General features: G+C 70.0%; 13 protein-coding genes and 4 tRNA genes. 8 read left to right on the top strand and 9 right to left on the bottom strand.

All coding sequences use genetic code 11. From position 1 onward, the window contains the following. Positions 1-281 precede the first annotated feature (281 nt). Positions 282-1,856, top strand: a complete 1,575-nt coding sequence (locus IR212_RS07990; RefSeq protein ID WP_228479540.1) for a hypothetical protein — start codon at positions 282-284, stop codon at positions 1,854-1,856. Positions 1,857-1,898: 42 nt separating this feature from the next. Here IR212_RS07990 and IR212_RS07985 read toward each other — a convergent pair. The 3 genes from IR212_RS07985 to IR212_RS07975 form a co-directional block, all read right to left on the bottom strand. After that, positions 1,899-1,973, bottom strand: a tRNA-Val gene (locus IR212_RS07985). 27 nt (positions 1,974-2,000) lie between these two features. After that, positions 2,001-2,074 (bottom strand) — tRNA-Cys (locus IR212_RS07980). Positions 2,075-2,127: 53 nt separating this feature from the next. Continuing rightward, positions 2,128-2,200, bottom strand: a tRNA-Gly gene (locus IR212_RS07975). Between the two features lie 157 nt (positions 2,201-2,357). Between IR212_RS07975 and IR212_RS07970 the strand changes: the two genes are divergently transcribed. Further along, positions 2,358-2,430, top strand: a tRNA-Val gene (locus IR212_RS07970). Positions 2,431-2,477: 47 nt separating this feature from the next. On the opposite strand, the gene IR212_RS07965 is transcribed toward IR212_RS07970, so the two are convergent. The 3 genes from IR212_RS07965 to zapE all read right to left on the bottom strand — a co-directional run bounded on the left by IR212_RS07965 (position 2,478) and on the right by zapE (position 5,523). Further along, complete coding sequence (locus tag IR212_RS07965; protein ID WP_194398371.1) at positions 2,478-2,996, bottom strand: type II toxin-antitoxin system PemK/MazF family toxin; 519 nt, start codon at positions 2,994-2,996, stop codon at positions 2,478-2,480. Positions 2,997-3,072: 76 nt separating this feature from the next. Continuing rightward, the gene (locus IR212_RS07960) at positions 3,073-4,314 is read right to left on the bottom strand and encodes an ammonium transporter (protein ID WP_194398370.1); all 1,242 of its coding nucleotides are present in this window, start codon (positions 4,312-4,314) and stop codon (positions 3,073-3,075) included. A gap of 180 nt (positions 4,315-4,494) precedes the next feature. Next, positions 4,495-5,523 carry a cell division protein ZapE gene (zapE, locus tag IR212_RS07955; RefSeq protein ID WP_194398369.1) on the bottom strand — a complete coding sequence of 343 codons (1,029 nt, stop codon included), beginning with the start codon at positions 5,521-5,523 and terminating at the stop codon, positions 4,495-4,497. Positions 5,524-5,668: 145 nt separating this feature from the next. Between zapE and IR212_RS07950 the strand changes: the two genes are divergently transcribed. Both IR212_RS07950 and IR212_RS07945 read left to right on the top strand, forming a co-directional pair. After that, a complete protein-coding gene (locus IR212_RS07950; RefSeq protein ID WP_194398368.1) occupies positions 5,669-6,574 on the top strand; it encodes a sulfurtransferase in 906 nt (301 codons plus the stop codon). A 39-nt stretch (positions 6,575-6,613) separates the two neighbouring features. After that, positions 6,614-7,054 carry a SufE family protein gene (locus IR212_RS07945; protein WP_194398367.1) on the top strand — a complete coding sequence of 147 codons (441 nt, stop codon included), beginning with the start codon at positions 6,614-6,616 and terminating at the stop codon, positions 7,052-7,054. A 13-nt stretch (positions 7,055-7,067) separates the two neighbouring features. On the opposite strand, the gene IR212_RS07940 is transcribed toward IR212_RS07945, so the two are convergent. Further along, complete coding sequence (locus IR212_RS07940; RefSeq protein ID WP_194398366.1) at positions 7,068-8,297, bottom strand: alpha/beta hydrolase; 1,230 nt, start codon at positions 8,295-8,297, stop codon at positions 7,068-7,070. A 25-nt stretch (positions 8,298-8,322) separates the two neighbouring features. Between IR212_RS07940 and IR212_RS07935 the strand changes: the two genes are divergently transcribed. The 4 genes from IR212_RS07935 (at position 8,323) to IR212_RS07920 (ending at position 13,543) form a co-directional block, all read left to right on the top strand. Next, entirely contained in the window at positions 8,323-8,913 is a 591-nt protein-coding gene (locus IR212_RS07935) for a DUF3000 domain-containing protein (protein WP_194398365.1), read from the top strand. Next, positions 8,906-10,105: a ribonuclease D gene (locus IR212_RS07930; RefSeq protein ID WP_194398364.1), complete on the top strand. Its 1,200-nt coding sequence runs from the start codon at positions 8,906-8,908 to the stop codon at positions 10,103-10,105. The genes IR212_RS07935 and IR212_RS07930 overlap by 8 nt, the downstream gene beginning before the upstream one ends. 72 nt (positions 10,106-10,177) lie before the next feature. Then, positions 10,178-11,383 (top strand): thiolase family protein, encoded by a 1,206-nt coding sequence (locus IR212_RS07925; RefSeq protein ID WP_194398363.1) that lies wholly within the window; start codon positions 10,178-10,180, stop codon positions 11,381-11,383. Between the two features lie 12 nt (positions 11,384-11,395). Then, positions 11,396-13,543 carry a 3-hydroxyacyl-CoA dehydrogenase NAD-binding domain-containing protein gene (locus tag IR212_RS07920; protein WP_194398362.1) on the top strand — a complete coding sequence of 716 codons (2,148 nt, stop codon included), beginning with the start codon at positions 11,396-11,398 and terminating at the stop codon, positions 13,541-13,543. Positions 13,544-13,613: 70 nt separating this feature from the next. On the opposite strand, the gene pepN is transcribed toward IR212_RS07920, so the two are convergent. Both pepN and dxs read right to left on the bottom strand, forming a co-directional pair. Then, positions 13,614-16,133 carry an aminopeptidase N gene (gene pepN / locus IR212_RS07915; protein ID WP_194398361.1) on the bottom strand — a complete coding sequence of 840 codons (2,520 nt, stop codon included), beginning with the start codon at positions 16,131-16,133 and terminating at the stop codon, positions 13,614-13,616. Between the two features lie 79 nt (positions 16,134-16,212). Then, positions 16,213-18,168 (bottom strand): 1-deoxy-D-xylulose-5-phosphate synthase, encoded by a 1,956-nt coding sequence (dxs, locus tag IR212_RS07910; protein WP_194398360.1) that lies wholly within the window; start codon positions 18,166-18,168, stop codon positions 16,213-16,215. Positions 18,169-18,208: the final 40 nt, after the last annotated feature.

The raw sequence follows: 18,208 nt of genomic DNA, 5'->3' as shown, positions 1-18,208 counted from the left end.
TCAAGGCTACTCAGCTTCGGACGCACGACGCGCCCCGCCCGCTCAGGCGCCGAGCGTTCGCGTGTCGGTCTCGAGTGCCGCGGCGGCGGCTGACCGGACGAGTTCCACGCGTCGAGTCTAGCCAGCGGTCGCGGGCCCCTGTATCAGCGGCCAGATATCGATCTCCACCAGATCGTGGCGGGAGAACGGTCCGGGCAATATGCTGACTCCGTCGTCGCATGCGGTCCGGGAGCCGCGGGGGGAGCGACGGCTTTGCGCACCACGACCACTGGGGGGTCGATATGAGCGATGACGTCAGCGGACCGGCGATGACCGGGACCTTCGATGCGCGGCTGGCACCGCGCCGCGCCGGCATGGACGCGTGGCCGGCTGACCGGGTCCGGCGCGAGCACCGTCACGGGGGGCTGACGATGTCGGCCTCCGCCACGGACGACGGGGTCACCCGGCCGCAGGCGCTCGCCGACCTCGCTTCGTATCCGTTCCTCTCCGCGCTCACCGAGCGCCGAACCCGACGGGTCCCGCGCGGGCTCTCCGTCGACGCCGGCTCGCTCAGCCACGCCAGCAGCAGTGAGCCGGCGCCGCTCAGCCGCCTGGAGGAGGCGATCCTCATCACGTGCGTCACGGGCATCACCGGCTCGACGACCCACGACGGTCCGCTGACCGGGGCGAACGGCCAGACGGAGCTGGGCACGCCGTTCCTCAACATCATGGGGCGCACCGCCAGCAGCGCGGAGAACGCGCAGGCCACGCACTTCTTCATGATCAACGACGACGGGATCTTCCTGCTGCGTCCCCCGAAGGGCCAGCGCGCGCTCGAGCTGCTGAGATCCCTTCCGCGGCAGTGGGGCGACTGGACGGAAGCGGACTGGATCGGCGTCGCCGACGAATGCCTCGTGCGGGTATCGAACCGGCGCCTGGACTTCCCCCGGGAGTGGCCCTACTTCCTCGACCGCAACCGTCGCATGTCGAACGCGCCCGGCACGACGATCTTCTTCCCGGTGGTCGACTGCACGTGGCAGTACATCAACGCCATTCTGTCCCTGCTGACGGATCCGAGCGGAATGCGGCCGGTCTTCCTCGACGACTGGCGCACGTTCCACCCGAAGAACGCCTCCGAATGGATGGCGAAGCTCGCCGGCGGCCTCGGCATCGGCCAGAAGATCCCGTACCACCCGATCGGCGGCCTGGATCGTATCCGCAGCGGGTACCTCGACACCGGATGCCAAGCGCCGCTCGGCTACGGCAACACCCTGCGCACCGACCAGGAGGCGTACTTCCACCTCCAGAACCTGATGCTGCTGGGCCAGTCGATGGGCCTCGGCGGCTGGATCCACAGCGCGGTGCTCGCTCCGTACATCTGGCAGCAGGACGACGCGAAGGGCTGGCACGGTCTCGGCTTTCGCCTCCAGGAGCCCAAGCGGCACCGCTCCTGGCCGCCGGCGCCCGCGTCACAGGCGAATCCGGTCGGCATCGACGGGATCCTGGAGGGGCTCACTCCCCCGTACGTGTCGTCGATGGACGAGGCGGTCGAGCGGGTGATCGAGGCGAAGTTCAGCGCCAGCGGAGCGGCGTACGGCAACGAGCGGGTGTTCGCGGGCCCGTATCGCAGCGTCGACGACGCCCGCGCCTTCCTCGAGCGGGCGTCGCTTCCGGGTCCGGAGGAGATCGCCTACACGAAGGAGATCTGCAACTACATCTGGGACACCTACGGACGCTTCCCCGCGCACGTCGACGCCTTCCACACGCTGGGGACGTGGCTGCAGTTCGCCCACCTCGAGCAGGACTACTACGAGCGCTTCTTCGATCCGTCGCACTACGCGAGGCAGGCCGGGCACGACGACCTCTGGCACGGCTGACCCCCGCAACGGCGAAACCCCCCGGGCATCCGGGGGGTCCTTTGGTGGGCGATACTGGGATCGAACCAGTGACCTCTTCCGTGTCAGGGAAGCGCGCTACCGCTGCGCCAATCGCCCGAGTGATTCTCCGGTCGGGACCGGGAGTGGAGGTGGCGACGGGATTCGAACCCGTGTAAACGGCTTTGCAGGCCGGTGCCTAGCCGCTCGGCCACGCCACCGCGTGTGGTTTGACCCCACGTGCCGTGATCCCTGGAGAGGATCCCTGCACTCGAGCGGATGACGAGACTCGAACTCGCGACCCTCACCTTGGCAAGGTGATGCGCTACCAACTGCGCTACATCCGCATTTCGCTTCCGGGATTCGCACCCCGGGCACGTGAATGACTGTAGCCGATCCTCGCCGTCATGCAAAACCGGCAGGAGCTCGCGCGTGTCACACGGATGTGGTTCGAGCCGGGGTCCGGCATCCGGTAGGATCGGTACTCGTTCCCCCCGGGGACACGGGCGATTGGCGCAGTTGGTAGCGCGCTTCCTTCACACGGAAGAGGTCATCAGTTCGAGTCTGGTATCGCCCACCGCGAAGGAAGAGGCCGGTCTGTGGACCGGCCTCTTGCGCATCGGCTCAGTCCCCGACTGCCCAGCCGTAGCGGCGGTGCAGCGCATCGGCGACGCGCACGAAGCGCTCGAGATCCAGAGCGGATGCCTCACGCCGCAGTCCGTCCCGGTGGACGCTGTAGACCTGGTCGATGTCGACCCACGACGCTCTCCCGCGCGCGTCCCACTCCCCCGTGCCGAGAGGCAGGAAGTCGTGGTCGCCGTCGTGGGACTTGCTGGTCAGCTTCACCGCGTAGACCCGGTCGCGGCCGTGCCTGCCGATGACCAGGACAGGACGATCCTTGCCGCGGCCGTCGTGCTCGGCGTAGGGAACCCAGGTCCACACGATCTCGCCGGCATCGGGATCGCCGTCCGGGTCGGGCGCGTAGGTGATCCGCAGTGCGTCGCGTCCCGGCGGGGGCACCTCGACGGTCGCCGCCTGGCCGCGACGGGCGGGCTCCGGGGCGGCCTCGACCGACGGCGCAGCGGCGCGCCGGGGGTGGAGGATGCTGCTCAGTATGCCGCGCAGGCCGCGTCGCGGAGTCACACCGTCACCCTAGCCAAGCCCGGCGGAAACAGCGGAAGGCGCCGTGGCAAGCCACGACGCCTTCCTGAGGATGCGTTCAGACGCGCTCGTCCAGGAGGTAGCCCTCCTCGCCGTGCACGACCGTGTCGACGCCGGCGATCTCGTCCTCGTTCTTGACGCGGAAGCCGATGGTCTTCTCGATCACGATGCCGATCACGAACGAGACCACGAAGGAGTAGACCAGCACGCCGAGCGCAGCGATCACCTGGACGATCAGCTGCTCCACGCCGCCGCCGAGGAAGAGACCGGTCTCGGTTGCGAAGAAGCCGAGGTAGATCGTTCCGAGCAGGCCGCCGACGAGGTGGATGCCCACGACGTCGAGCGAGTCGTCGAAGCCGAGCTTGAACTTCAGCTCGATCGCCAGGGCGCAGACGGCGCCGACGATCACACCGAGCAGGAGCGCCCAGCCGGGGGTCAGGTTGGCGCACGCCGGGGTGATGGCGACGAGACCGGCGACGGCACCCGAGGCCGCGCCGACCGACGTGGGCTTTCCGTCCTTGAACTTCTCGATGACGATCCAGCCGATGACCGCGGCAGCCGTCGCCCCCAGCGTGTTGATGGTGATCAGGCCGACGTTGCCCATGTCCTCCGACAGCCACTCCGCGCCGCCGTTGAAGCCGAACCAGCCGAACCAGAGCAGCGCCGCGCCGAGGAGGGTCAGCGGCACGTTGTGCGGCTTGAGGATGCCCTTCTGGAAGCCGATGCGCTTGCCGAGCACGATCGCGAGCGCGAGGGCCGCGGCACCGGCGTTGATGTGCACGGCGGTGCCACCGGCGTAGTCGATGACGGCGACCCCGCTGTCCTCGCCGAACATCGTCGTGCCGAGGTTGTAGACCCAGCCTCCGCCCCACACCCAGGCGGCGACCGGGAAGTACACGAGCGTCGCGAAGAGGCCGGCGAAGATCATCCAGGCGCCGAACTTGGCGCGGTCGGCGATGGCGCCGGAGATGAGGGCGACGGTGATGATCGCGAACGTCGCGCCGTAGGCCGTGCCGAGAAGGCCGACGTTCGCGCCCTCGCCCGCGGCGAGCCCGGCGAGGCCGAAGTCGCTGAACGGGTTGCCGGCGAAGCTCCAGGTGCCGTCGACGACGCTCATGTTGGCGCCGTAGAGGATCCAGAGCACGCCGACGAGGCCGAGTGCGCCGAAGCTCATCATCATCATGCTGACGACACTCTTCGCCTTGACCAGGCCTCCGTAGAAGAACGCCACACCGGGCGTCATGAGGAGGACGAGAGCGGTTGCGGTGACCGCCCAGGCGATGTTGCCGGGTGCGTCCATGGGGTATTACCTCGCATCGGGTCGGTGACAGGGCCACGCGGCGTCACGGGTTCGCCGTCGTGGTGACCACAGTTTTGCGAGGGCTGGTTTCGCGTGCCGTGCGAGTCGTGTTTCGCGATGGTTACGGCACACCCCGGTACGTAAACATCGTGTTTCCGGGCGGTGCGCAAGCCTTGCGGATCAGGCGAGCGTCGAGGCGACCAGGCGCGAGATCGCCCGCAGGTACTTCTTGCGGTAGCCCCCGGCGAGCATCTCCTCCGGGAAGACCAGATCCAGCGACGTCCCGGTCGCCCGGATCGGCAGCTGCGCGTCGTACACCCGGTCGATGAAGGCGACGAAGCGCAGCGCCGCGGACTGGTCCGTGAAGGGTGCGACCTCCCGCAGTCCGACCAGCGAGAGCCCCTCGATGAGGCGGATGTACCGCGACGGGTGGACGCGCGCGAGGTGGCCGATCAGATTGTCGAACACGTCGTCCGAGACGAGGCCGGCGGCGGCGGCATCCGCGATCGCCGCGTCGTACTGCGGATTCTCGAGGACGACCGCGTGGCCGTCGACGGCGCGATGGCGGTAGTCGGTGCCGTCGATGCGCACGGTCTGGAAGCTCGCCGCCATCGCATGGATCTCGCGGAGGAAGTCCTGCGCGGCGAACCTTCCCTCGCCGAGGGCGTTGGGAGGGGTGTTGGATGTCGCGGCCAGGCGCGTGCCGGAGGACACCAGCTCCCCCAGCAGGCGCGTCATCACCATGGTGTCTCCGGGATCGTCCAGCTCGAACTCGTCGATGCAGAGCAGGTCCGATCCGCGGAAGAGCTCGACGGTGTTCTGATACCCGAGCGCACCCACGAGGGCGGTGTACTCGATGAAGGAGCCGAAGTACTTCCGGCGTGCGGGCAGCGCGTGGTAGACCGCGGCCAGGAGGTGGGTCTTTCCCACGCCGAATCCGCCGTCGAGGTAGACCCCCGGCTTGACCTCGGCCTGCTTGGCGCGACGGAAGAAGCCGGCCTTCGCGGGGCCGGCGGTTCCGGTGAAGGCGAGGAGCAGATCCTTCGCCTCCTGCTGCGACGGATAGGCGGGGTCGGCCCGGTAGGTCTCGAAGGTCGCGTCGGCGAACTGCGGCGGCGGCACGAGGGCGGCGACCATCTCGGCCCCGGCGAGCTGCGGAGTCCGCTCCGCGAGGTGGACGATGCCGGAGCGGGTGGCGGAGACGGTCATGCGGATCCTCGCTGGCAGTGGACGGCGCGTTACAGGAAAGCTGTGCGCGCCCGCCCGGGAATCTAGGGTCGAAGGCGACGGTTCAACCCTAACGGCCGCCCGCGCGCACCCGACCGAGCGCGCCCCCCCGAGAGCAGGAGTAGCCATGCCCGTCGAGACCGACACCTCGTCCGCCAAGTTCGCCGAGTACGCCCAGCCGGGACGGCTGGTGACCGGCGCGTGGCTGGAGAGCCGGCTCGGAACGCCGGGGCTCGTCGTCGTGGAGTCCGACGAGGACGTGCTGCTTTACGAGACGGGCCACATCCCCGGCGCCGTCAAGGTCGACTGGCACACCGAGCTCAACGATCCGGTGGTGCGCGACTACGTCGACGGGGAGGGATTCGCCGCGCTGCTCAGCCGCAAGGGGATCTCGCGCGACGACACGATCGTGATCTACGGCGACAAGAACAACTGGTGGGCGGCCTACGCGCTGTGGGTCTTCTCGCTCTTCGGACACGAGGACGTCCGGCTCCTCGACGGCGGCCGCGACAAGTGGATCGCGGAGGGGCGCCCTCTCACCACCGACGTGCCCGCTCCCTCCCCCACCGACTACCCCGTGGTCGAGCGCGATGACCGGGCACTGCGGGCCTACAAGGAGGACGTCCTCGCCCACCTCGGCTCGGGGCCGCTGATCGATGTGCGCTCCCCCGAGGAGTACGACGGCTCGCGCACCACCGCGCCGGCCTATCCCGAGGAGAGCGCCCTGCGCGCCGGGCACATCCCCACCGCGAAGAGCGTCCCGTGGGCGCGTGCCGTGGCCGAGGACGGCGGCTTCAAGAGCCGCGTCGAGCTGGAGGCGATCTACCGCGGGGAGGTCGGACTCGCAGACGACGACGCGATCGTCGCCTACTGCCGCATCGGCGAGCGGTCCAGCCACACGTGGTTCGTGCTCACGCACCTCCTCGGCTTCGGCGACGTGCGCAACTACGACGGATCGTGGACGGAATGGGGCAGCGCGGTGCGTGTGCCCATCGTCACCGGTGCGGAGCCGGGCGATGTCCCCCGCCGTTGACCGGCTCCGCCGTCAGCGTGCCGTGGGATGATGGCGGAGATGACCGACGCCGTCCTGCCCGAGAGTCTCGCCGAGATCCGCGACGAGTTCCTGGAGCTGCCGGAAGCCGACCGCCTGCAGCTTCTCCTGGAGTTCTCGTACGCGCTGCCGGCCGTTCCCGCCGAGTACGAAGGCCATCCCGAGATGTACGAGCGCGTCCTCGAGTGCCAGTCCCCGGTCTTCATCGTGGTCGACGTGTCAGGCGACGGGACGGTGGCGATGCACGCGACCGCGCCGGCCGAGGCGCCGACGACGCGCGGCTTCGCCAGCATCCTGGCCCAAGGTCTCACCGGGCTCAGCGCCGACGAGGTGCTCGCCGTGCCGGGCGACTTCCCGCAGACGCTCGGTCTGACCCGCGTCGTGTCGCCGCTGCGGATCTCCGGCATGACGGGGATGCTGCTGCGGGCGCAGCGACAGGTGCGCTCCAAGGTCGCCGCCTGACCCGGCGCCGGGCTCAGGTGGGCAGCAGGCCCTGCCCCTCGAGCCACGTGCGGATGCTGTCGCTCCACCGTTCCTGGTCGTAGTTCCAGAGCTTCGTGTGACGAGCGACCTCGAACACCTGCATCTGCACGAGGTCGGGGCGGGCCACGACCAGGTCGTGGGATGCGTCGGAGGGGACGTAGCCGTCGTCGTCGCTGTGCAGGATCAGGATCGGATGCCGCAGCTCGCCGGCCCGCGACAGCACGTCGAGCTGGTCGAGGCGGATGGCCGCACCGGTACGGGTGAGCGGTGCGGCCCACTCGGTGCGCAGCGCCTCCATCGCCAGGCCGGTCACCGCGTCGGGCACATGCTGGCCGCGCGCCTGGTACTTCACCACCAGGTTCCAGTCGACGACCGGGGACTCCAGGATCAGGCCGGCGATCGCGTCGCGATGCGCCGAGTTCAGCGACAGCTGCAGCGCGATCGCCCCGCCCATCGACCAGCCCATGACCACGATGCGGCGGGCGCCGCGCCGGCGTGCGAAGCCGACAGCGGCATCGACGTCGCGCCACTCCGTCGAGCCGAGGGTGTAGGTTCCGGTGCGACTGCGCGGCGCCTCGCCGTCGTTGCGATACGAGACGACGAGGGCGGTGATGCCGAGTGCGTGGAAGACCGGGACGGCGCGGAGGCATTCCGCGCGCGTCGTGCCGCGCCCGTGCACCTGGATGACCCAGGTTTCTGCGTCGCGGGCCGGGAAGAGCCAGGCGGGGCACGGGCCGACCGTCGATCCGATCAGTTCGGGGGTGTACGGCAGGTGCAGCTGCTCGGGACGGTCGTAGTACCAGCCGCTGAAGCCGGCCTCCGGCTCGAGCTGCGCATCGGCGCCGATATGGGTGAGCAGCTTGCGCTTGACGCTCGTGGCATCCTGCGAGAGCACGGAACCCAGCTTGATGTAGTCGGAGGTGCCCTTCGTGAACAGGCCGTACCGGCCCGGCAGCACCGTGTCGGGCGTCCGCGAGAGCGTGATCGTCTGCGCCGCCGTGTCGAGCGCCAGGATGCGGGTGTCCGGCTCCCGCCGCCGCGGCGTGACCACGCGGCGTGCCATCAGGACCGATCCGGCGGTGAGGGCGCCGAGCGTCGCCCCGAGCGCCACGCTCAGCACTGCGAGGGCGGCCTTGACCCCGGCGACGTAAGCGGGCGCGCGCGTCCGGCCGTCGGGAGTGCGGGTTGCGCCGGCCATCGCGGCGCGCCTGGAGGCGACCATCGAGGCATCACTCTAGTCTGTCCGCGTGGCAGACCAGCGTCCCCCCGCGGCTCCGAGCTCATTCGAGCAGGCAGCCGACGCGGTGCGGTCGATGTCGTTCCGCGCCGATGTGACGGTGCGCGAGATCCCGGCTCCGCAGGGGCTCGCGCCGCAGTCGCTCGCGATCGCCGGCGATGTGCGCTCCTCTCCCGACGACGTCGATTCGCCCTATGGCACGGGCCGGCTCGTCCTGCTGCACGATCCGCAGGAGCCGGCCTCGTGGAACGGCCCGTGGCGCATCGTGTGCTTCGCCCAGGCCCCGCTCGAGCCTGAGATCGGGATCGACCCGCTGCTGGCCGATGTCGCGTGGACCTGGCTCACCGACGCGCTGTCGTCACGTCGAGCCGGCTTCCACTCGGCGTCGGGCACGGCGACCAAGACGCTGTCGAAAGGCTTCGGCTCGCTGGCCGCGGAGGGAGAGGGCGCGCAGATCGAACTGCGGGCGTCATGGTCACCGGAAGGCGCGATCGCCCCGCACGTGGAAGCATGGGCGGAGTTGGTGTGCATGCTGGCCGGGCTTCCGCCCGGCTCGGAAGGGATCGCGATGCTGGGTTCGCGCAGGACGCCGCGTGGCTGACTACGAGGTGATCGACGAGATCGGCCGGCTCGCCGACGCCGCGCGCCGCCTGGCCGCCGGCCACGGGCCCGTCGCCGTCGATGTCGAGCGGGCCTCCGGGTTCCGCTATTCGCAGCGGGCGTACCTGGTGCAGGTGTTCCGGCGCGATGCCGGTGTCTTCCTCTTCGATCCTCCGCCGATCGGCGACTTCAGCGCACTCCAGGACGCGATCGGCCACGAGGAGTGGGTCCTGCACGCCGCCAGCCAGGACCTGCCGTCGCTGCGGGAGCTGGGCCTCGTCCCCGATTCGATCTTCGACACCGAACTGGCGGCGCGACTGCTCGGACACGACCGGGTCGGCCTCGGCGCCGTCGTCGAGGACACCCTCGGCATCACGCTCGCCAAGGCGCACTCCGCATCGGACTGGTCGACCCGGCCGTTGCCGCAGTCGTGGCTGGAGTATGCCGCGCTGGACGTCGAGCACCTCGTGGACGTCCGCGACCGGCTGGCCGCGGAGCTCGGCGAGCAGGGCAAGACGGAGTTCGCGGTCGAGGAGTTCCGCGCCGTCCTCGAGCGCGAGCCGAAGCCGCCGCGCGAAGAGCCGTGGCGTCGCCTCAGCGGCCTGCACACGGTACGCGGACGCCGGGCGCTCGCGGTCGCGCGTGAGCTGTGGACGGCGCGCGAGGAGTACGCCCGGCAGGAGGACGTCGCCCCGGGGCGCCTCGTGCCCGATCGTGCGCTGGTCGCCGCCGTCCTCGCCGACCCCAAGTCCAAGAGCGCCCTGGCCGCCGTGAAGGAGTTCACCGGCCGCGCGAGCCGCTCCCAGCTCGATCGCTGGTGGGCCGCGATCGAGGCCGGCCGTGCTGCCGGCGAGCTCCCCCTCGAGCGCGCCACCGGCGGCGACTCGCTCCCTCCGCCCCGCGCGTGGGCCGATCGCAATCCCGAGGCCGACGCCCGGCTCAAGGCGGCACGGCCGGTCGTCGAGGAGCGGGCGGAAGAGCTGCGCATGCCGACCGAGAACCTGCTCACCCCCGACCTGCTGCGTCGCGTCGCGTGGGCGCCGCCCGAGCCGGTGTCGGTGGAGTCCGTGGCGGATGCGCTGACCGCGCTCGGCGCGCGCCCGTGGCAGATTGCGCAGACTGCACAGTTGATCGCCGATGCCTTTGTGGGATCCGTGCAAGCCGTGTCGGAGCCCTCCGAAACCGCTTCGTAGGTTTCCGCCACCCGATTCAAACCCCTCCGGGGGCCCTCCTAGGCTGGCGTCATCCCAACTTTTGGAGGCAGAGTGGCCGAGATTTCGGACGTCTTCTTCGTCGATGGCATGCGTACGCCGTTCGGGCGCGCCGGCGAGAAGGGCATGTACTGGAACACCCGCGCGGACGACCTCGCCGTCAAGGCGACGATCGGACTGATGGAGCGCAACCCGGGCGTCCCCAAGGAGCGCGTCGACGACGTCGCGATCGCGGCGACGAGCCAGACCGGCGATCAGGGGCTGACCCTCGGCCGCAGCGTCGCGATCCTGGCCGGGCTCCCCCAGACGGTGCCCGGCTTCGCCATCGACCGCATGTGCGCGGGCGCCATGACGAGCGTCACGACGATGGCCGCGTCGATCGGCGTCGGCATGTACGACGTCGCCCTTGCGGGCGGCGTCGAGCACATGGGCCATCACCCGATCGGCGGCAATGCCGACCCCAACCCCCGTTTCGTGGCCGAGAAGATGGTCGACCCGGGCGCGCTCAACATGGGCGTCACCGCCGAGCGCATCTTCGACCGCTTCCCTCACCTCACCAAGGAGCGCTCGGACCGCTACGGCATGCTCAGCCAGCACAAGGTGCAGGCCGCGTACGACGCAGGCAAGATCCAGCCCGACCTCGTCCCGGTCGCCGTCAAGGACGCCGAGGGATCGTGGGGACTCGCCACCGAGGATGAGGGCCGTCGGCCGCAGACGACGATGGAGGACCTCGCGGCCCTCAAGACCCCGTTCCGCCCGCACGGGCGGGTGACCGCCGGCACCTCGTCGCCGCTCACCGACGGCGCCACCATGTCGCTGCTGGCGGGGGGCGGGGCGGTGAAGGAGCTCGGGCTGAAGCCGAAGATGAGGCTCGTCTCGTTCGCGTTCGCCGGCGTGCAGCCCGAGATCATGGGAATCGGGCCCATCCCGTCCACCGAGAAGGCCCTGAAGAAGGCGGGCCTGACGATCGATGACATCGGCCTGTTCGAACTCAACGAGGCCTTCGCCATCCAGGTCATCTCCCTGCTGGACCACTTCGGCATCGCCGACGACGATCCGCGTGTCAATCCGTGGGGCGGCGCCATCGCCTTCGGTCACCCCCTCGCGGCCTCCGGCGTGCGCCTCATGATCCAGCTCGCCGCCCACTTCGCCGAGCGGCCCGACGTCCGCTACGGCCTGACCGCCATGTGCGTCGGGCTCGGACAGGGCGGATCGGTCATCTGGGAGAACCCGTTCCACGACGGCAAGAAGCGGAAGTAAGGCATCCGAGGCATGACGAACTACGACGACATCGACTTCTCCCCGCTCCGTGCCGCCCTGGATGACGAGGTGATCACGCACTCCCGGGTGCGCGACATCCGTCTTCCGTCCGGCAAGGTGATGGCCCTCATCACTCTCGACAACGGTCGCGACCACACCCGCCCGAACACGCTGGGCCCCGCCACGATGTTGCAGCTCGGCGAGACGCTCGACGCGCTGAAGGCGCGGGCGGCCGCGGGCGAGATCCAGGCGGTCGGCATCACCGGCAAGCAGTACATCCTCGCCGCCGGCGCCGACCTCTCCGACATCGGCAAGCTCGGCTCCAAGGAGAATGCGCGACTCATCGCGCAGCTCGGCCACAAGGTGTTCGGCCAGCTCTCCGAGCTCGGCGTGCCGTCGTTCGCCTTCGTGAACGGGCTCGCCCTCGGCGGCGGACTCGAGATCGCCCTGAACTCCACCTATCGCACGGTGGATGCCTCGGCCGCGGCGATCGCGCTGCCCGAGGTCTTCCTCGGGATCATCCCCGGCTGGGGCGGCGCGTACCTGCTTCCCAACCTCATCGGGATCGAGAACGCGCTCGAGGTCGTGATCTCGAACCCGCTCAAGCAGAACCGCATGCTCAAGCCGCAGCAGGCGTTCGACTACGGCATCGTCGACGCCATCTTCCCGGCGGCGAACTACCTCGAGGACTCGCTGAACTGGGCCGATCGCGTGCTCGACGGCAGCATCAAGGTCGAGCGCAAGCACGAGCCGGGCAGGATCGAGCGCCTGACCAAGTGGCCGATCGCGATCAAGATGGCCCGCGGCATGCTCGAGTCGAAGATCGGGACGGTCCCCAAGTCGCCGTATGCGGCACTGGAGCTTCTCGACAAGGCGAAGAGCGGCACGAAGGCCGAGGGTTTCGCCCGCGAGGACGAGGCCCTTGCCGAACTGGCGACGGGCGACCAGTTCGCGGCATCCATGTACGCGTTCGATCTCGTGCAGAAGCGCGCGAAGCGTCCGGTCGGCGCTCCCGACAGGGAGCTTGCGAAGAAGGTCACGAAGGTCGGCATCATCGGCGCGGGGCTCATGGCCAGCCAATTCGCGCTGCTGTTCGTCCGCAAGCTGCAGGTGCCGGTGCTCATCACCGACCTCGATCAGGCCCGCGTCGACAAGGGCGTCGCCCACATCCACGAGGAGATCGGCAAGCTCGAGCAGAAGGGGCGCCTCGACGGCGACTCGGCGAACAAGCTGCGCGCGCTCGTGACGGGCACCACCGACAAGAGCCTGTACGCGGACTGCGACTTCGTCATCGAGGCCGTCTTCGAAGAGGTGGGTGTCAAGCAGCAGGTGTTCGGCGAGATCGAGAAGATCGTCGCCGAGGACGCGATCCTCGCGACCAACACCTCGTCGCTGTCCGTCGAGGAGATCGGTGCGAACCTCGCTCACCCCGAGCGCCTCGTCGGCTTCCATTTCTTCAACCCGGTCGCGGTCATGCCGCTCATCGAGGTCGTCAAGACCCCGCAGACCTCGGATGTCGCCCTCGCCACGGCGTTCGTCGTGGCGAAGAACCTCGGCAAGAACGGCGTGCTGACCGCAGACGCGCCGGGCTTCGTGGTCAACCGGCTGCTGGCGAAGGTCATGGGCGAGGCGGCGCGCGCGGTCTACGAGGGCACGCCGATCGCCGACGTCGAGAAGGCGTTCGCACCGCTGGGGCTGCCGATGGGACCGTTCCAGCTGATCGACCTGGTCGGATGGAAGGTGGCCGCGCACGTGCAGGACACCATGGTGCGGGCGTTCCCGGATCGCTTCTACGCGAACGAGAACTTCCACGCCCTCGCCGAGCTGCCGCAGGTGGTCGAGAAGGACAAGGGTGGCCGCGTCACCGGCTGGACGAAGGCGGCGGAGAAGGTGCTCAAGCCCGCCGTGGGCTCCTCGCCCGCCTCGGCTGAGACGATCCTCCGGCGTGTGCAGGACGGACTGGCGCAGGAGATCCGGATCATGCTCGACGAAGGTGTGGTGCCTGAGGTGCAGGACATCGACCTCTGCCTCATCCTCGGGGCCGGCTGGCCCTTCATCGACGGCGGCGCCTCCCCCTACCTCGACCGCGAGGGCGCCTCGCAGCGCGTCTTCGGCGACACCTTCCACCACCCGGTCATCGCGGGCATCGGCTCGCACTGACGCCTGGGACCACGAGCGGCTCCGGACTTCGGTCCGGGGCCGCTCCTCGCCGGTTCGGCGCAGCGGACCCTCAGGCGGGCTGGGCCGCGCGGACCCGCAGATCGCGCGCGAGATGATCGCGCTGCTCACGCACGATCCGTCGGAGGGCGGCGGGGGCATCCTCGTTCTGCGCGAGCCAGGCGTCGACCTGCTCGAGCGAGTCGCCCTCGGGGAACAGGCCGCGAACCAGGCGCGCCGCGATCTCGATGCTGCGCCGGCTCCACACGCCGCGGATGCGCGCGAAGTACTCGTCGTCGAAGCACCCGATGAGGTCGCGCCGACCGCCTGCGCGCGCACCCGCGATGGTCGCGCTGAGGTGATCGTTGGTGAGTGTCGTGTCGTCCCACGCCGAGTGCCAGGCCGCGGCCCGGACCTTCGCGTCGGGCCGGGAGGCGAGCACGGTGAGGTGAGCGGTCCGGCCCTTCGCGGTGGGGTCGCGCCGCAGTTCCGCGTCGGCCTCGGCGACGCTCGCGTGACCGGTCGTCGCCAACGCGGTGAGCCATGCCCACCGGAGCTCGGGATCGAGCGACAGGCCGTCCGGTGCCGCGACCGTGCCCGCCAGCATCCCCCGCAGCTCCGTCGCCCTCGCGTCGTCGTACATCGCCGCGGTGCCGAAGGCACGCGCCCACGCCAGCTGCGCGTCGCTGGATGCCTCGGCCGTCGTCAGTTCCTTCCACGTCGTCTCGAGCCACGCCGAGCGCTCCTGCGGTCGGCGTGTCGCGGCCACGTGGTGACCGATGGCGAAGGAGGCGTTCGCGAGCACGTCGGCGCGCAGGGCCGAGTTCGTCTCGGACCCGGCGTGACGACGGACGATCTCGAGGTAGCGCGCGGCGGGCAGCTCCCCGTCGCGCGTGGCGTTCCACAGCGACGACCACACGATCCCCCGGGCAAGGGGGTCGTCGATCGTCGAGAGTCCGGCCTCGACGGCGTCCAGCGACGCGGCGTCGAGCCGCACCTTGGCGTAGGTGAGGTCGCTGTCATTGGGCAGCAGGAGGTCGGGTGCTCCGATCTGTCCCAGCGGCGTGCGCTCGGCGACCACGTCGGCATCGACTGTCCGCACGCGCACCAGGCGCCCGTCGCGCACCTCGAACATCCCGATGCGCAGCCGGTGCGGTCGCGGATCGGACTGCACCAGCACGGCGCTCCGGGCGCCGCGCTCCACCTGGATCGTCGACATCCCGGTGGTCTCCAGCCACGCGCGCGACCACGCGCGCACATCGCGCCCCGAGGCGGCCGTGAGATGGCGCAGCAGGTCGTCGAGGGTGGTGTTGCCGAACGCGTGGGCGGCGAAGTACTGCCGGGCGCCCTCGAAGAACTCCTCCTCGCCGACGAACGCGACCAGCTGCTTCAGGACCGACGCCCCCTTGGCGTAGGTGATGCCGTCGAAGTTCAGCTTCGCCGCCTCGAGGTCGGCGATGTCGGCGACGATCGGATGCGTCGTGGGCAGCTGGTCCTGCAGATACGCCCACGCCTTCCTTCGCGCGGCGAAGGTGACCCACGCATCCGGGAACCGCGTGACCGCCGCCGTGGCGTGCGCCCCCATGTAGTCGGCGAACGACTCCTTCAGCCACAGGTCGTCCCACCAGCGCATCGTGACGAGGTCGCCGAACCACATGTGCGCCATCTCGTGGAGGATCGTGTTCGCACGGCCTTCGTGCTGTGCGACCGTCGCCGCGCCGCGGAAGAGGTACGCCTCGGTGAAGGTCACCAGGCCCGGGTTCTCCATCGCGCCGATGTTGTACTCGGGCACGAAGATCTGGTCGTACTTCCCCCACGGGTACGGGCAGCCGAAGGCGTCGCCGAAGAAGCCGAGGCCCTGCCGGGTGATCTCGAGGATCTCGTCGGCATCGAGATGCGCGACGAGGGACGCGCGGCACAAGACGCCCAGCGGCACGATCTGATCACCGCGTCGCCACTCGCCTTCGGCCCGGTGGTACGGTCCGGCCGCCACCGAGGTGATGTAGGTCGAGAGGGGCAGCGTCTCGGCGAACTCCACGCGGCGCGCTTCGCCCGCACGCGTGCTCGTCGCGACCGCCTGGTTCGACAGCACCGTCCACCCCGCGGGCGCAGTGACCACGAACGTGTAGCGGGCCTTCATGTCGGGCTGCTCGAAGCACGCCATCACCCGGCGAGCATCGGCCGGCTCGTAGTGCGTGTAGAGGTAGGTTTGGCCATCGACCGGATCGGTGAAGCGGTGCATGCCCTCGCCGGACCGGCTGTACGCACCGCGCGCCGCGATGCGCACGGTGTGCCGCCCGCTCAGTCCCGCGATGCGGACGCGGGCGCCGTCCCACTCGACGGGCTGGGCGACCCCGTCGATCTCGAGCGCCTCGACGGCCTCGCCGAGGAAATCGATCCACGTCGCGACGCCGGTCGTCGAGGCGCCGGCGGCCGCGGCATCCGCCTCGATCTCCAGGATGCTGACCGTCGGGAACCCGGTCTCGTCCTCGTCCGGTGCTCCGGTCACATCGAGCTCGACACGGGCGGTCAGGACGCGGACGACGGCGGACCGGGCTGCGGTCTCCGCCCTGGTCAGGTTGGCGCTCGTCATCCGCCCATGCTTTCACGATGGACGCGTGACATCCGGTCTGCACGGGGGGCTGCGCCGTGCGAGGCGTTGACTTCCCGCCTCAGCGGCGCTGCTGGTCGCGCGCAAGCGCGGGGATCGTCGCGATCTCGCTCGTCTGCGCGCCGCGCGCGACGGGGATTCGCGTTCCGAGGACCTGGGCCACGACGTCCTGCGCGATCTTGGCCGGCGTGAGACCGGCGTCCTCGAGGATCTGCTCGCGACTGGCGTGATCGATGAACTCGTCGGGCACGCCGAGCTCGTCGACGGCCGTGTCGACGCCCGCCTCGCGCAGCACCTGACGTACCCGTGTTCCGATGCCGCCGACGCGGATGCCGTCCTCGATCGTGATGACCAGGCGATGGGATGCTGCGAGCTCGATGATCGACGGCTGCACCGGAACCACCCAGCGGGGGTCGACGACGGTCGCGCCGATTCCCTGGGCGCGGAGCCGGTCGGCCACGTCGACGGCGATGTGCGCCATGGGGCCGATTCCCACGAGGAGGACGTCGTGGGCGTCCGAGCGCACCAGCACGTCCACACCGTCGTCGAGGCGCTCGATCGCCTCGAGCTCGGGGCTCACCGGGCCCTTGGGGAAGCGGACGACTGTCGGAGCGTCGTCCACGGCGACGGCTTCGCGCAGCGCCTCGCGGAGCCGGCGCTCGTCGCGCGGCACGGCGATGCGGATGTGCGGAACGATCTGCAGCATGGCGAGGTCCCAGATGCCGTGGTGGCTGGGACCGTCGGGGCCGGTCACGCCCGCGCGGTCGAGCACGAAGGTGACGCCGGCGCGGTGGAGGGCGACGTCCATGAGCACCTGGTCGAACGCGCGGTTCATGAAGGTCGCGTAGATCGCGACCACGGGGTGCAGGCCGCCGAAGGCGAGACCGGCCGCCGAGGCGACCGCGTGCTGTTCGGCGATGCCGACGTCGTAGACCCGATCCGGGAAGCGCTGCGCGAACGGCAGCAGTCCCGTCGGGCGCAGCATGGCGGCCGTCATGGCGATGATGTCGTCCCGCTCGCCGCCCACGGCCACCAGCTCGTCGGCGAAGACGTCGGTCCATGACGCTCCCCCGGACGAGCCGAGGGCCTCGCCGGTGAGCGGATCGATCTTGCCCACGGCGTGGAACTGGTCGGCCTCGTCCGATCGCGCGGGCGCGTAGCCGCGGCCTTTCTCGGTGATGGCGTGGACGATGACGGGTGCGCCGTACTCCTTCGCCAGCTCGAGCGTCTCGATGAGCGTCGCGAGGTCGTGGCCGTCCACCGGGCCGAGGTACTTGATGTCGAGGTTCGAGTAGAGCGCGGCGTTGTTGGTGAAGCGCGACAGGAACCCGTGCGTTCCGCCGCGGACGCCCCGGTACACCGCGCGAGCGGCGGGCCCGAGCTTGCGGAACAGGTCGTCAGAGCCCCGGCGCAGCGTGCGGTACGAGTCCGCTGTGCGCACGCGGTTCAGGTAGCGCGCCATGCCGCCGATGGTCGGCGCGTACGAGCGTCCGTTGTCGTTGACGACGATCACCAGGTTGCGGTCGTTGTCGTCGGAGATGTTGTTGAGCGCCTCCCACGTCATGCCGCCCGTGAGCGAGCCGTCGCCGACCACGGCCACGACGTGCCGGTCGTGGCGGCCGGTGCGGGTGAGGGCGCGCGACACGCCGTCCGCCCAGCTCAGCGAGCTGGACGCGTGCGAGGACTCGACGACGTCGTGCGGGCTCTCCGAGCGCTGCGGGTACCCCGCCAGCCCGCCACGCGCACGGAGCTGCGAGAAGTCCTGCCGCCCGGTGAGCAGCTTGTGCACGTACGACTGGTGCCCGGTGTCGAAGATCATCGGGTCGTTCGGCGAGTCGAACACGCGGTGAAGCGCGATGGTGAGCTCCACGACGCCCAGATTGGGACCGAGGTGGCCGCCGGTGCGGGCGACGTTCTCGACGAGGAATCCGCGGATCTCGTCCGCGAGCCGCTCCAGCTGATCGATGGTCAGCGCGTCGAGGTCACGGGGTCCGGTGATGGACGACAGCAGCGACATCCCCGCTCCTTTCCCGCCCGCAAGGGCCTTGTCAGTCTAC

Origin of the sequence: Microbacterium atlanticum, from assembly GCF_015277815.1 — a bacterium.
Lineage (GTDB): Bacteria > Actinomycetota > Actinomycetes > Actinomycetales > Microbacteriaceae > Microbacterium > Microbacterium atlanticum.
Note: the sequence above shows the minus strand (reverse complement) of the source record. Positions and strands in the feature narration are given on the sequence as shown.

What these genes read in the sequence shown, in the direction of transcription:
- IR212_RS07920 (WP_194398362.1), top strand. Translation starts at nt 11,396, where the DNA reads ATGACGAACTACGACGACATCGACTTCTCCCCGCTCCGTGCCGCCCTG.
- pepN (WP_194398361.1), bottom strand. Translation starts at nt 16,133, where the DNA reads ATGACGAGCGCCAACCTGACCAGGGCGGAGACCGCAGCCCGGTCCGCC.
- IR212_RS07950 (WP_194398368.1), top strand. Translation starts at nt 5,669, where the DNA reads ATGCCCGTCGAGACCGACACCTCGTCCGCCAAGTTCGCCGAGTACGCC.
- IR212_RS07960 (WP_194398370.1), bottom strand. Translation starts at nt 4,314, where the DNA reads ATGGACGCACCCGGCAACATCGCCTGGGCGGTCACCGCAACCGCTCTC.
- IR212_RS07945 (WP_194398367.1), top strand. Translation starts at nt 6,614, where the DNA reads ATGACCGACGCCGTCCTGCCCGAGAGTCTCGCCGAGATCCGCGACGAG.
- dxs (WP_194398360.1), bottom strand. Translation starts at nt 18,168, where the DNA reads ATGTCGCTGCTGTCGTCCATCACCGGACCCCGTGACCTCGACGCGCTG.
- IR212_RS07990 (WP_228479540.1), top strand. Translation starts at nt 282, where the DNA reads ATGAGCGATGACGTCAGCGGACCGGCGATGACCGGGACCTTCGATGCG.
- IR212_RS07940 (WP_194398366.1), bottom strand. Translation starts at nt 8,297, where the DNA reads ATGGTCGCCTCCAGGCGCGCCGCGATGGCCGGCGCAACCCGCACTCCC.
- zapE (WP_194398369.1), bottom strand. Translation starts at nt 5,523, where the DNA reads ATGACCGTCTCCGCCACCCGCTCCGGCATCGTCCACCTCGCGGAGCGG.